This window comes from Nocardia sp. NBC_01499 (assembly GCF_045040275.1).
Classification (GTDB): Bacteria; Actinomycetota; Actinomycetes; order Mycobacteriales; family Mycobacteriaceae; genus Nocardia.
On sequence record NZ_CP109426.1, the window covers coordinates 4,078,052 to 4,091,273 of the forward strand.

Below are 13,222 nucleotides of genomic sequence, written 5' to 3' on the forward strand. Positions count from 1 at the left end.
CCCGCCCTCGGCAGTGCCCCCCGGCGCTGTGCTCAGCCGAGGGTCCAGGTCAACCGGCCCGGGATGTACTCCATCTCCCGGTGGTCTTCGTAGGTGGTGACAATCTGCGCCTCCACCCGGCCCGGGCCAGGCCCCATGCCGAAACCGGTGATCACGCCGCCCGGCGCGTCGATGACGCCGTTCTCGTCGATGCGTTGCGACTGTCCGTTGGTGCGGCCGGTATCCAGGTTCTTCCAGCGCACCTCGACGCGGTAGGCCCCGCAGAACTGTCCGGTCGTGGTGACCTTCACCCGGACGCCGAACACACCGGATTCCGGTTGCGGCACGGTCTCGGCGTTGATGATCGCCGCGCAGTTACCACCCGGAACGCGGGTCAAGGTCGGGCTGAACGGGATGGCCGGGTCGGTAGGGATGGCGGTGGCTGTTCCAGCGAGCCCGGCCAAGGCGGCACCGGCCACCGTGGCGACCGCCAAAGCCCGGGCCGAGAACCGTTGAACCTGTTTGCTTTTCAGTCTCATGTCCGGTTTTTCGAGCGGCAACCAAGATCTGTTAACCAGCGTCGGTGCCCCCAAATCCAGTGGCAGGGATGGCGATCGCCGTGTCAGCATCGACGGATGCCGCACTGGGTCGCCGTTCTCCCCCAATTCCTGCTCGCCTCGTTGATCCTGGCCGCGCTGCCGGGACCGGCGACCGCGCTGCTACTGCAACGCGCGGTCCGGGATGGCCGCAAGGCGGGGCTCGCCGCGGTCACCGGAAACGAGATCGGCGTGCTCGGCTGGAATATCGCGGGTGGCGCCGGGCTGTCCGTGCTGCTGGTCGCCAACCACTACCTGAACACCGCGATGCATGTGGTCGGCGCGGTGGTGCTGATCTGGCTCGGCGTGCAGGCGTGGCGTGGCGCGCGCGGTGACGACGAGTTCGGCAGCTCCATGACGAAGATGCTGCCGTCGGGACGGACGCCAGGTGCGGCGTTCCGCGCGTCGCTGGTGTCGATCGCCGCGAATCCGAAGGCGGCGGTGTTCGGGTTGACGATCCTGCCGCAGTTCCTGCCGTCCAGCGGACCGGTGCTGCCAACGGTTGTCGCGCTCGTGCTGATCCAGCTGGTCGTCGACACCGCGTGGTGCGTCGGCCTCGTGCTCGCCGCCGACCGCGCGGGCTCCTGGCTGCGACGAACCGGCATCAGGCAGCGGATCGAACGCGCACTCGGCGCGATCCTCGTCGCGCTCGGCCTCGGTCTCGCGGCCGACGCCCGCTGACGCACTGCCCGGCGGTTCCCGCGCTGATCCCGTGCATCCGCGACGCTGCCGGTAGGTTGGTCCCGTGACCGGCCGCATCGCAATCGATGACACTGCCCCGTCCATCGCAGGCGGTCGGCCTGCCAAGGCCGTCGTCGGGGAGGTATTCCCGGTGCGCACCGTGGTGTGGCGGGAAGGGCACGACGCGGTCGCGGCGACGCTGACCGTGCGCGGGCCGAACGGCTCGCGCCCGATCCGCATCCGGATGTCGCCCGATCTCGAGCCGGACGTATTCAACGCCACCTTCACCCCGAACCTGCCCGGCGCGTGGACCTACCGCATCGAGGGGTGGAGCGATCCGATCGCGACCTGGCGGTCGGCGGTGGAGGCGAAGCTCGCGGTCGGGCAGAACGCCGCCGACCTTGACAACGACCTGGAGATCGGGGCCAGGCTGTTCGATCGGGCCGCGCAGGCGGTGCCGAAGAAGCAGTTCGAGCGGTTGCGAGCCGCGGCCGCCGCATTGCGCAGCGACGAACAGTTGCCCGCGCGGGTCGCCCCCGCCTTCGCCGAGGAAATCGCCGAGATCCTGCGCGCGACACCGTTGCGCGACATGGTGACTCGCGGCCAGCAGCACACCGTGCTGGTGGAACGACAGCGGGCGCTGTACGGGTCCTGGTACGAGTTCTTCCCGCGTTCCACCGGCGGCAGGGACAAGACCGGCAAGCCGATCCACGGCACGTTCGCCACTGCGGCAAAGGAATTGCCGCGCATCGCCGCGATGGGCTTCGACGTGGTCTACCTACCCCCGATCCACCCGGTCGGTGAGGTAAATCGCAAGGGCCGCAACAACACCCTGGTCGCCGAGCCCGGCGAGGTCGGGTCGCCGTGGGCCATCGGGTCGAAGGACGGCGGCCACGACGCCGTGCACCCGCTGCTCGGCACCGAGGCCGACTTCGCCGAATTCGTCGACACCGCAGCACAACTCGGCCTCGAGGTCGCACTCGATCTGGCACTGCAATGCGCGCCGGACCACCCGTGGGTCGCCGCGCACCCGGAATGGTTCACCACCCTGCCCGACGGCACCATCGCCTTCGCCGAGAACCCGCCGAAGAAGTACCAGGACATCTACCCGGTCAACTTCGACAACGACCCCGACGGCCTCTACGCCGAGGTTCTGCGCGTGGTCCGGCATTGGATCGCGTTGGGCGTCAAGATCTTCCGAGTGGACAACCCGCACACCAAGCCAGCCGACTTCTGGGAGTGGCTGATCGGCACGGTGCGCCGCACCGACCCGGACGTGCTCTTCCTTTCCGAGGCGTTCACCCGGCCGGCCAGGCTGTACGGTCTCGCGCGCCGCGGCTTCAGCCAGTCCTACACGTATTTCACCTGGCGCGTGGCGAAGTGGGAGCTGACCGAGTTCGGCAACGAACTGGCCGCCAAGGCGGACGAGGCACGACCCAACCTGTTCGTCAACACCCCCGACATCCTGCACGAGAGCCTGCAGCACGGCGGCCCAGGCATGTTCGCCATCCGCGCGGTACTCGCCGCGACCCTCGCACCGTCCTGGGGCATGTACTCCGGCTTCGAGCTGTTCGAGCATCAGGCGGTGCGCCCGGGCAGCGAGGAATACCTGGATTCGGAGAAGTACGAGCTGCGCCCGCGCCCGTTCGCCGAGGCGCTGGCGCGCGGAGAATCGTTGGAGCCGTGGATCACTCGGCTCAACGAGATCCGCCGCGCGCATCCGGCGCTGCAACAGTTGCGCTGCATCCACTTTCACCACGTGGACAACGACTCGCTGATCGCCTACTCGAAGGTCGATCCGATCAGCGGCGACGCGGTGCTCGTCGTGGTGAACCTGAACCCGTTCGCCGCCGAATGGGGCATGGTCTCGCTCGACCTGCCCGCCATCGGCCGCGAATGGCACGACCACCCCGTGGTGTACGACGAGGTCAGCGTCGAAGAATACCACTGGGCCCAAACGAATTACGTGCGCCTTGACCCGGCGACGTCGGTCGCGCACATCCTCACCCTGCCGCCGGTCGCGCAGCAGGCCCGCACCGAACTCGCCTATCGGAGCACACTGTGAAACGCCGGGACCTGATGCTGTTGGCCGCGGGCACCCACGGTGACCCGCACACCGTGCTCGGCGCGCACCCGCATCCGGACGGCACGGAGATCAGCGTGCTTCGCCCGCACGCGGAATCGGTGACCGCCCGCATCGGCACCGCCGACCATCCGCTGAAGTCGTTGGGGCACGGCATCTTCGCCGCAGTGGTCCCGTACCCCGATGTGATGGACTACCGCATCCGAACCACCTATCCAGGAGGCCAGACCATTCTCTCCGCCGACGGCTACCGATTCCTGCCGACGGTCGGCGAACTGGACCTGCACCTGATCGGCGAGGGCCGCCACGAGCGCCTGTGGGACGTGCTCGGCGCGCACCCGCGCCATTACAACACCCTCGACGGCGACGTGGACGGGACATCGTTCGCGGTGTGGGCGCCGAATGCGCGCGGGGTCACCGTGATCGGCGATTTCGACGGGTGGAGCGGAACCACCGCGCCGATGCGCGCGCTCGGAACTTCCGGCGTCTGGGAGGTTTTCGTGCCGGGGGTCGGGCCTGGCACCAAATACAAGTTCCGGGTGCACGGCGCCGACGGCCGCACCATCGATCATGCCGACCCGATGGCGTTCGCGACCGAACTGCCGCCTGCCACCGCGTCGGTGGTCACGGAGAGCAGTTACACCTGGGATGACAAGGCGTGGCTCGATCTTCGCGCGACGACCGACCCGACCCAGGCGCCGATGAGCGTCTACGAGGTCCACCTCGGTTCCTGGCGCCCCGGCCTCGGCTATCGCGAATTGGCCGACCAGCTCGCCGATTACGTGCGGGCCGCCGGATACACCCACATCGAACTGCTGCCCATCGCCGAGCACCCGTTCGGCGGTTCCTGGGGCTATCAGGTCACCTCGTACTACGCGCCGACCGCGCGCTTCGGCTCGCCGGATGACTTCCGCGCCTTCGTCGATCGACTACACACAGCGGGCATCGGCGTGCTGCTCGACTGGGTCCCCGCCCACTTCCCGCGTGACGAATGGGCGCTGGCCCGCTTCGACGGCACCCCGCTCTACGAACACGCCGACCCGCGCCGCGGCGAGCAACTCGACTGGGGCACCTACGTTTTCGACTTCGGCCGACACGAGGTGCGCAACTTCCTGGTGGCCAACGCGCGGTACTGGATCGAGGAATTCCACATCGACGGCCTGCGCGTCGACGCCGTCGCCTCCATGCTGTACCTGGATTACTCACGCCCAGAAGGGGGTTGGGAGCCCAACGTGCACGGCGGCCGGGAAAACCTCGAGGCCGTCGACTTCCTGCGGGACCTCAACGACACCGTGCACCGCCACCATCCCGGCGTGGTCACCATCGCCGAGGAATCCACCAGCTGGCCAGGCGTCACCAGCGGCACCGATGTCGGCGGTCTCGGCTTCACCATGAAATGGAACATGGGCTGGATGCACGACACCCTCGGCTTCCTGCAGCGCGACCCGATCCACCGCTCCTGGCACCACAACGAGATCACCTTCTCGGCGATGTACGCGTGGAGCGAGAACTTCGTGCTGCCGATCAGCCACGACGAGGTCGTGCACGGCAAAGGCACCCTCTGGACCAGGATGCCCGGCGACGATTTCGCCAAAGCCGGTGGGGTGCGGGCACTGCTGGCCTACATGTGGGGCCATCCCGGCAAGCAGTTGCTGTTCATGGGCCAGGATTTAGGCCAGTTCCGCGAGTGGTCACACGATCGAGGTCTGGACTGGCAAGAGCTGGAAAACCCACTGCACCAAGGGATTACGGCGGCCGTGCGCGACCTCAACACGGTCTACCGCGCCCATCCCGCACTGTGGAGCCAGGACACCACCCCTGGCGGCTACTCGTGGATCGAGGCGAACGACCAGGCGAACAATGTGCTGGCGTTCCTGCGGTACGGGTCGGACGGGTCCGTGGTCGCGTGCGTCTACAACTTCTCCGGCTCGATGCACGGCGAGTACCGCCTCGGCCTGCCCTTCGCCGGGCAGTGGACCGAGATCCTGAACACCGACGCCACCGAATACGGCGGCTCGGGCATCGGCAACCTCGGCGCCGTCAAGGCCACCGACGACGGCTGGCACGGTCGTCCCGCCTCCGCCACGATCGCGCTGGCCCCGAACAGCGCCGTCTGGTTGGCCCCGAACAGCTGACACCGGCGCTGCGGCAAGACTCAGCGCTGCGGCAAGACTCAGCGCTGCGGCAAGACTCAGCGCTGCGGCAAGACTCAGCGCTGCGGCAAGACTCAGCGCTGCGGCAAGACTCAGCGCTGCGGCAAGACTCAGCGCTGCGGCAAGACTCAGCGCTGCAGCAAAGCTCAGCTCCGCAGCGACTCGGTGTAACGCGACTCAGTACAGCGCGGCGGCGAGCTTGCGGCGCGCGGCGACCACGAACGGCTCGGCCTTATCGAACAGTTCGAAGAGTTCGAGCAGCCGAGTACGTGCCTTGGTGCGTTCGTCGCCCGCCGAGCGCTTCACGACCCCGATCAGGCGGTCGAACGCGGCGTCCGGCTGCTGGTTGAGCATCTCCACGTCGGCGGCGTCGAGCGCGGCGTCCACATTGTCCGGGTCGGCGTCGGCGGTCGCGATCGCGGATTCGGGAAGCACCTGTGCGCGCACGAGGAACCGCAGCTGCCGCAGCGCGCCCTTGGCCTCCTCGTTGCCCGGCTCCGCCGCGATGATCGCCTCGTAGGCGGCCTCGGCGCCCGCCATGTCACCCTGCTCCAGCGCGGTCTCCGCAGCGACGAAGCGGGGATCGTCCGGCGCTTCCGCTGGCTCCTCACCCTCGGGCATCTTGCCCGCCACCGCGTCGACGACCGCGCTCAGCCACTGCCGGACCTGTGCTTCCGGCTGGGCGCCCTGGAAGTCGGCCAGCGGCTGGCCGCCCGCGACCGCGATGACGGTCGGGATGCCCTGCACACCGAACGCCTGCGCGATCCGCATATTGCTCTCGGCCTCGACGGTGGCCAGGTCCCAGGCGCCGTCGGCCTCGCCGACCAGACGCTCGAGCGTTTTGACCAGCTCGACGCTGCCCGGGCTGCGCTGCGAGTACAGCGCGACGACCACCGGCACCTGCACCGAACGGCGCAGTACCTTGGTCTCGAAGTTCGCCTCGTTCACCGCGAAATCGCCACCGGCGCCCGCACCGGGCGCACCGGCGGGCGGTTGCTTCAAACCGGAAAGATCAACTGCCCCGGACATGGCGGCGACAGCGGCTGGCGAAGGGCGGCGTGCGGCAGGTCGAGTCACGGTTTCCAGTTTGTCACGACGTGGCGGCGGCCGGGGCTCCGGAGTCGGCGGAAACCGCGTTGCTCAGCTCACCGAGCTTGCCTGACCGGACCGCCCAGATCTCGAACACCACGGTGCAGAACGGCGGAATGCTGGACAGCAGCGCGAGCACCGTGGTCTTCGCGCTCCAACCGAGCTCACGCGCGGCCATGATCGCGGCGATCACGAACAGCACGAAGATGATGCCGTGCGTCATACCGAACACCTTGACCGGCCACAGCACCGGCTCGGGGAGTCGCTTGAACACCATGCCGACGATCAGGAAAACCCAGGAGATCGCCTCGAGCACCGCGATGAAACGAAACCGCTTCGCGACAGTACTCAGGTCGAAGACTTTGCCCATGCGCACCATTGTGCCGGATGCACTACGACGTGTCGTAGTGGGGCGGGTCACATCGAGAACGCTCAGCTCGATGTCAGCGCGGCGAAAGCCGGGGCAAGGGCACGACTTTCGACCGGATACGCCACAGCCCCCGCGAAACGTCGTCGCGGGGGCTGTGGCGAGAAACTCGGTTACACACGCACGATCAGCGCGTCACCCTGGCCGCCGCCACCGCACAGCGCGGCCGCGCCGACGCCGCCGCCGCGCCGCTTCAGCTCCAGCACCAGGTGCAGCAGGATGCGCGCGCCGGACATGCCCAACGGATGTCCGATCGCGATCGCGCCACCGTTGACGTTCACCTTCGCCGGATCGACGCCGAGCTTGCGCGTCGACGCGACACCGACTGCCGCGAACGCCTCGTTGATCTCGACCAGATCCAGGTCCGCGGGCGAAATACCTTCGCGCGCACAGGCCTTCGCGATGGCGTTGGCCGGCTGATCCTGCAGCGTCGAGTCAGGACCGGCGACAACGCCGGCGGCACCGATCTCGGCGATCCAGCTCAGGCCAAGTTCCTCGGCCTTGGCCTTGCTCATCACCACGACCGCGGCCGCGCCGTCGGAGATCTGCGAGGCGGTGCCCGCGGTGATCGTGCCGTCCTTGCGGAACGCGGGACGCAGCTTGGCAAGCGACTCCGCGGTGGTGTCGGCGCGGATGCCCTCATCGGCGGCGACCACCAGCGGGTCACCCTTGCGCTGCGGCACCGAGACCGGGACGACCTCCTCGTCGAAGACGCCGTTCTTCCACGCCTCGGCCGCGCGCTGGTGCGAGGCCGCCGCGAACGCGTCCTGCTGCTCGCGGCTGACCGGCTCGGTGTCGTTGCGCTGTTCGGTCAGCGCGCCCATCGGCTGGTCGGTGAAGATGTCGTGCAGGCCGTCGTAGGCCATGTGGTCGCGCAGCGTGACATCGCCGTACTTGAATCCCTCGCGGCTCTTCTCCAGCAGATGCGGGGCCTGGCTCATCGACTCCTGGCCGCCCGCGACGACGATCTCGTACTCGCCAGCCCGAATCAGCTGGTCCGCCAACGCGATCGCGTTGATTCCGGACAAACAGACCTTATTGACCGTCAGCGCGGGCACGTCCATCGGAATGCCAGCGGCCGCCGCCGCCTGCCTGGCCGGGATCTGGCCGGCACCGGCGGTGAGCACCTGGCCCATGATCACGTAGTCGACCTGCTCGGGCGCGACGCCGCCCTTTTCCAGCGCGGCCTTGATGGCGAAGCCGCCGAGATCGGACCCGCTGAAGTCCTTGAGGCCGCCGAGCAGCCGACCGACCGGGGTACGCGCACCGGAGACGATCACGCTCGAGGGACGGTCGGAGGCGGAGCCGCCGGGGCGGGTGGGCACAGTGGTCACGACAAGCCTCGCTATCTTGTTTCGCAGGATTCCGTACTCAACGGTAACCGCTGTGTCCAGGTTGCCGGTACGCAGGTAACGGCTACCTTCGAGTGGTGAGCAACGTTATGGATTCGTCCGATTTCATCCCCGCGGACTACGTCGTCGCCATCGACCACGTCGGTGTCGCCGTACCCGACCTGGATGTCGCGGTTGCCTGGTATGCCGAGAATCTGGGCATGATCGAGACCCACCGCGAGGTCAACGACGCCCAGGGCGTGCACGAGGCGATGCTTTCGCTGCCCGGCGCCCCCGATCGCGGGACTGCCCTGCAGTTGCTGGCTCCGCTCAACGAGGAGTCGACCATCGCCAAGTTCATCGACCGTAACGGGGCGGGCCTGCAGCAACTGGCCTACCGCGTCACCGACATCGATGCGGTCTCCGCGCACCTGCGCGCGCGGGGCCTGCGTTTGCTGTACGAGGCTCCGAGGCCTGGAACAGCGGATTCCCGCATCAATTTCATCCATCCGAAGGATGCTGGCGGTGTGCTGATCGAGTTGGTCGAGCCGAACGCGAATGTTACGCACTAGTATCAAGATCGGGTGCGCAAAACTCTTCGGAATCACATTCGCGGTCGAGTCACCATCAGGTCTCTGTAGGCTGTAGTTTGTGTGCCATGTCGTCACCTGAGTCCGATCGCAATCGCTTCGTTGCACTGCCCTTCACCGTTGTGCGCAAGGGTTATGCGCAAGACGAGGTACGCAACTACTTCGACCGCTTCGACGCCGAACTAAGGGTCACCGCTACCGACCGGGATGCTGCTGCGGCACAGGCCCGTAACCTCGCGAGCCAGCTCGAGGACGCGCGTGACGAGATCGACGAGCTCCGCAAGGAGGTCGACCGTCTCTCGGTGCCGCCCACCACCGCGGAAGGCATGTCCGACCGCATCTCCCGCATGCTGCGGCTGGCCTCCGACGAGGCCTCCGAGGTCCGTGCCCTGGCACAGGCCGAAGCCGCGGAGATGGTGTCGATCGCGGAGCAGCAGGCCACCGAGATGCGTGGCAAGTACGAGTCGTTGCTGGCCGAAACCAAGGAAAAGCGCGAGGCGCTCGAGATCGAGTTCGAGCAGACCCTGGCCAACGCGCGCACCGAGTCCGCCAAGATCATCGAAGCCGCCCAGGCCGAGGCCGACCGCCTCGGCAAGGAAGCCGACGCCAAGCGCAAGGCGAACCAGCAGGACTTCGAGGTCACCATGGCGGAGCGGCGCACCAAGCTCACCCGCGCCATGGAGGAGCTGGAGGCCACCAGCCGCGCCGAGGCCGCACAGCGGATCAAGGACGCGACCGACGAGGCCAACCGCCTCATCACCTCCGCGACCCAGACCTCCGAGCGCAAGATCGCGCACGCGAAGGAACTGGCCGAGGAGATGCGCGTACTGCGCGGCCGCGTGCTCGCCCAGCTGCTCGGCATCCGCGGCCAGCTCGACTCCGTGCCCGCGATGCTCGCCGCGGTCAACCGGGAAAGCGAACTGCTCGACGGTGTTCCGGATCAGCGCAAGATCGGCAACAACACCAAGCAGGTCTCCGGTTCCAGCCGCAAGGCCATCTCCGAGGCTGCCTCCGAAGAAGACGACATCGTCGACGAGGAGCGCGAGAACGCCGATATCAGCAACTGACGGAACGCCGACCTAAGCAACCAACGGCGGGCCACGCGGCGACTAACGCAGTACCCCAACCGAATTCAACCCAAGGCCGCCCCCTGACCGGGGCGGCCTTCCTAATTCCCTTGCCCCGACAGGCGCCGCTTACCCGGAATCGCCTCGATCAACCGGACATCGGGCACGAACGTCGCGTTCCGCCGGAATCACCCACCACGACAGGGACATTCGGCTACACCCGCTACGACCAGCGGCGGGTAATCCCACGTGTCTGGCGACCGTTCCAGCACCCGCGGTGCCAATGCCTACGATCGTCCTCACCGCCGTCGGCGGGCCAGGCGACGATATGCGCGACGCCCTGGGCGATCTCATGGTCACATCCCGGGCAGCGGTAGATCTTCACCGCACGGGCGCCTGGGATGGTGCGAACGATGTAGGTCTCGTCGCCGTCGGGCCCCGCCTCGGTCCGGCCGAAGACATCACCGAGCGGTGCGCCGCCCGTCCGCGAGCGGCCCGTTTGACCGTCTGCGCGTGGTTTCCGACGAGGCATGCTCCCAGACTATTACTCGACCGAAGGCGCCGGTGCGCCCGTCCGGGCCGGTGAGGTCGCCTTCGGTCGTCGAGCGCGGATCAGAACAGGCGGAACTCGGTACTCTCGGTGCCGCGCAGTGCGTCGTAATCGAGGACGAGACAACGGATTCCGCGATCCTCGGCGAGCGTGCGTGCCTGCGGCTTGATCTGCTGAGCGGCGAAGACGCCGACCACCGGGGCGAGCAGCGGATCGCGGTTGAGCAGTTCGAGGTAGCGGGTCAGCTGTTCGACGCCGTCGATCTCGCCGCGGCGTTTGATCTCGACCGCGACGGTCGCGCCGCCCGCGTCCCGGCACAGCAGATCCACCGGGCCGATCGCGGTCATGTACTCGCGCCGGATCAGGCTGAAGCCGGGGCCGAGGGTCTGCACGTGTTCGGCGAGCAGGACCTGAAGATGGGCCTCCACACCGTCTTTCACCAAGCCGGGGTCGACGCCGAGCTCGTGCGCAGAGTCGTGCTCGATGTCCATGATGGTGATGCGGAGTTCCTCACCCGCCTTGTTGGTGACGACCCACAGCGCTTTCGCGTCCTCGGGCAGGTCGTCGGCGCCGCGCTCGTCCAGCCAGCACGGCGGGCTCATCCAGTTCAGCGGCTTGTACGAACCGCCGTCGGAATGCACGAGGACCGAACCGTCCGCTTTGATCAACAGCAGACGGCGGGCCATCGGCAAATGGGCGGTAAGTCGCCCCACGTAGTCGACCTGACAGCGAGCAATCACTAGGCGCACCCAAGCACTCTAGGTGAACGGGTGCGCGAGCTTGTCGTCAGCCCAACAGGATCGCCGCGGCCAAGATCGCGCTGGTAGCGAGCAAAGCCCGTTCCACCCTGGTGAATTGGCGAGTGACCGGCACCTTGGTCCGGATCATGCCGTAGCCGACGGCGGAGCCGATGCAGAAGGCAACCAGGTGCCCGACGTTGGTGAAGCTCTGCCCGAGCAGCACGCCGCCGATCGCGGCCGCGAACCACCCCACCGCCCACGCGATGCGCAACCGGCCGGGCACCACGAACACCAGCGCACCGATCAACGCCATCGCGCCGTAGCTGACGCCGACATCCTCACTCCAGCGCACGCTCGCGGGCAGCCAGTCGAACTCGACGGCCACCCACAGCCCCGCCGCGACGAGCAGCGTCGCGCCGATATGTCCCGCCAGGAAGACGCGCACCATGTGCAGCGCGCCGAACCGCAGTTCGGCCAGCGCGAGCAGGCTCGCCAGCAGCGGCATGATCAGCCACGCGGTGCCGACATCGCCGATCACCAGCGCACTGGACAGCAGCGTGACGACGCGACCCTGCAGCAGATTGTGCAGATTGGTGCTGGCGTGCAGCACCACCTTCGACTGGGCCGAATCGCTCAGCGCCGAGAAAACCGATGTGACAGCAACCAGCACGACCAGATAGCCGACAGTCGCTGGCACCCGTGGTCGCCACCAACGAGAAGCGACGACCGTTGTCCGGTCGTCCGCGATCGTCGCGACGGCCATGCACACCTCCATTGTCCTGCGGTACCTCTTCATGATCGAGGCCTGCGCTGGGCTCGATCAGGGTATTCCCTGTGATTTTGCTGCGAAACCGATCGTCGGCGCGTGCCGAGAAAGGATTTCGGCGGTGCCCCACTGTGCCACAAACCTGGCCATCGCGTCAGGGCAAGGACGACCCCAGTCGAGTGGACGGGCCCCGGTGCCATCGGACATCGGGCTCGGACAGGCGGGCGGCCTGAGCTACCTTTCAGTTCCTTGCGCTCCTACGGCGCTGGCGGTTGCGGTGGCGGGTAACCCTGGGTGATACGCGACACAGGCGGCGGAGGCGTCGTAGGCGGCCAGGAACAGCACCGTGTTGGCCGCGTCGAGCACGCCGGAGTGCTTGGCGTTCAGATATGCGTGGACCGGTGCCGCGGAGTATGGATCGCCGAGCGCGGGGTCGACGCCGACCACCGACTCCGGCGCGAGCCCGAGTGTGGCCGCGAGGCGGGCCGGAAATCCAGGGACAGGGGCCGGGACGAGCAGCACCGCGCGTCCCGATGCGAAATCCGCACCGTCGAGTCCCTCATCGCCGAGGCACGCACGCACCGCCTCGGCAGCCGGGATCAGCGGATCATCACTGGCCTTCACGTGACCGGACGTGCGGCCGTTCGCGCCGACCTCGTTCAAATCCAACCAGGCCGACGGCTCGACCGGGCCAGTGGTGTCGACGGTACGCAGTCGGCCGAATCCGCCTGCGGTGGGCGAGCTTCCGAGCAGGACCGCGACGGCGCTCGCGGTGAGCGGGAATTCGGCTGCCCCGCGCTCGGTCGACGGATGAGTGTCCCCGGCGAGCAGCAGTGCGTACTTCACTTCCCCGGTGTCCATGAAGCATTCGGCGGTGGTGAAGGCGTGCAGCAGGCCGTTGGCACCGTGCATCAGGTCGAAGGAGAGGGTGGCAACCCGGCCCGGCGCATACGCGAGGCCGAGGCCGAGCCGCTTCTGGATGAGCGCGGCCGCCGCCGGCTCGACGAGGTTGTTGTCCTTGATAGCGCAGCTGCTGATCAGCATTCCGACCTCGTCGACGGCGACGCCCGAGCGTTCGAGGCAGGTTCGCGCGACGCGCGTGGCCAGCTCGAAATAGCTGCCGGTATCCAGATCCGTGTTTGCCGCGGCGGACAGGATGGTTACGGGCAT

At 67.7% G+C, this 13,222-nt stretch carries 13 protein-coding genes; 5 read left to right on the top strand and 8 right to left on the bottom strand.

The features are described 5' to 3' along the window. Positions 1-32 precede the first annotated feature (32 nt). Positions 33-518 (bottom strand): hypothetical protein, encoded by a 486-nt coding sequence (locus OG203_RS18815; RefSeq protein ID WP_405166962.1) that lies wholly within the window; start codon positions 516-518, stop codon positions 33-35. A 96-nt stretch (positions 519-614) separates the two neighbouring features. Here OG203_RS18815 and OG203_RS18820 point away from each other — a divergent pair, with 96 nt between their 5' ends. From OG203_RS18820 to glgB, 3 genes are all read left to right on the top strand, one after another. After that, positions 615-1,256 (top strand): LysE family translocator, encoded by a 642-nt coding sequence (locus tag OG203_RS18820; protein ID WP_405166963.1) that lies wholly within the window; start codon positions 615-617, stop codon positions 1,254-1,256. 64 nt (positions 1,257-1,320) lie between these two features. Then, positions 1,321-3,321, top strand: coding sequence for a maltotransferase domain-containing protein (locus OG203_RS18825; RefSeq protein ID WP_405166964.1), 2,001 nt, complete (start codon positions 1,321-1,323; stop codon positions 3,319-3,321). Positions 3,322-3,335: 14 nt separating this feature from the next. Then, positions 3,336-5,474 carry a 1,4-alpha-glucan branching protein GlgB gene (glgB, locus tag OG203_RS18830; RefSeq protein ID WP_405167910.1) on the top strand — a complete coding sequence of 713 codons (2,139 nt, stop codon included), beginning with the start codon at positions 3,336-3,338 and terminating at the stop codon, positions 5,472-5,474. A gap of 195 nt (positions 5,475-5,669) precedes the next feature. On the opposite strand, the gene OG203_RS18835 is transcribed toward glgB, so the two are convergent. The 3 genes from OG203_RS18835 to OG203_RS18845 all read right to left on the bottom strand — a co-directional run bounded on the left by OG203_RS18835 (position 5,670) and on the right by OG203_RS18845 (position 8,333). Continuing rightward, a complete protein-coding gene (locus OG203_RS18835) occupies positions 5,670-6,521 on the bottom strand; it encodes a tetratricopeptide repeat protein (RefSeq protein WP_405166965.1) in 852 nt (283 codons plus the stop codon). Positions 6,522-6,582: 61 nt separating this feature from the next. Then, positions 6,583-6,960, bottom strand: a complete 378-nt coding sequence (locus tag OG203_RS18840; RefSeq protein WP_405167911.1) for a DUF3817 domain-containing protein — start codon at positions 6,958-6,960, stop codon at positions 6,583-6,585. A gap of 161 nt (positions 6,961-7,121) precedes the next feature. Beyond that, the gene (locus OG203_RS18845; RefSeq protein ID WP_405167912.1) at positions 7,122-8,333 is read right to left on the bottom strand and encodes an acetyl-CoA C-acetyltransferase; all 1,212 of its coding nucleotides are present in this window, start codon (positions 8,331-8,333) and stop codon (positions 7,122-7,124) included. A 116-nt stretch (positions 8,334-8,449) separates the two neighbouring features. On the opposite strand from OG203_RS18845, the gene mce reads away from it, so the two are divergent. Both mce and OG203_RS18855 read left to right on the top strand, forming a co-directional pair. Further along, on the top strand, positions 8,450-8,911 hold the full coding sequence (gene mce / locus OG203_RS18850; protein WP_107654464.1) for a methylmalonyl-CoA epimerase: 462 nt from the start codon (positions 8,450-8,452) through the stop codon (positions 8,909-8,911). An 86-nt stretch (positions 8,912-8,997) separates the two neighbouring features. Next, entirely contained in the window at positions 8,998-9,996 is a 999-nt protein-coding gene (locus OG203_RS18855; protein ID WP_405166966.1) for a hypothetical protein, read from the top strand. Positions 9,997-10,219: 223 nt separating this feature from the next. Here OG203_RS18855 and OG203_RS18860 read toward each other — a convergent pair whose 3' ends face one another. The 4 genes from OG203_RS18860 to OG203_RS18875 all read right to left on the bottom strand — a co-directional run bounded on the left by OG203_RS18860 (position 10,220) and on the right by OG203_RS18875 (position 13,222). Further along, a complete protein-coding gene (locus OG203_RS18860) occupies positions 10,220-10,528 on the bottom strand; it encodes an ATP/GTP-binding protein (protein ID WP_405166967.1) in 309 nt (102 codons plus the stop codon). Between the two features lie 80 nt (positions 10,529-10,608). Further along, positions 10,609-11,295, bottom strand: a complete 687-nt coding sequence (gene nucS, locus OG203_RS18865; protein WP_405166968.1) for an endonuclease NucS — start codon at positions 11,293-11,295, stop codon at positions 10,609-10,611. Positions 11,296-11,332: 37 nt separating this feature from the next. Further along, positions 11,333-12,049 (bottom strand): rhomboid-like protein, encoded by a 717-nt coding sequence (locus OG203_RS18870; RefSeq protein WP_405166969.1) that lies wholly within the window; start codon positions 12,047-12,049, stop codon positions 11,333-11,335. Between the two features lie 237 nt (positions 12,050-12,286). Further along, positions 12,287-13,222 carry a hypothetical protein gene (locus tag OG203_RS18875; RefSeq protein WP_405166970.1) on the bottom strand — a complete coding sequence of 312 codons (936 nt, stop codon included), beginning with the start codon at positions 13,220-13,222 and terminating at the stop codon, positions 12,287-12,289.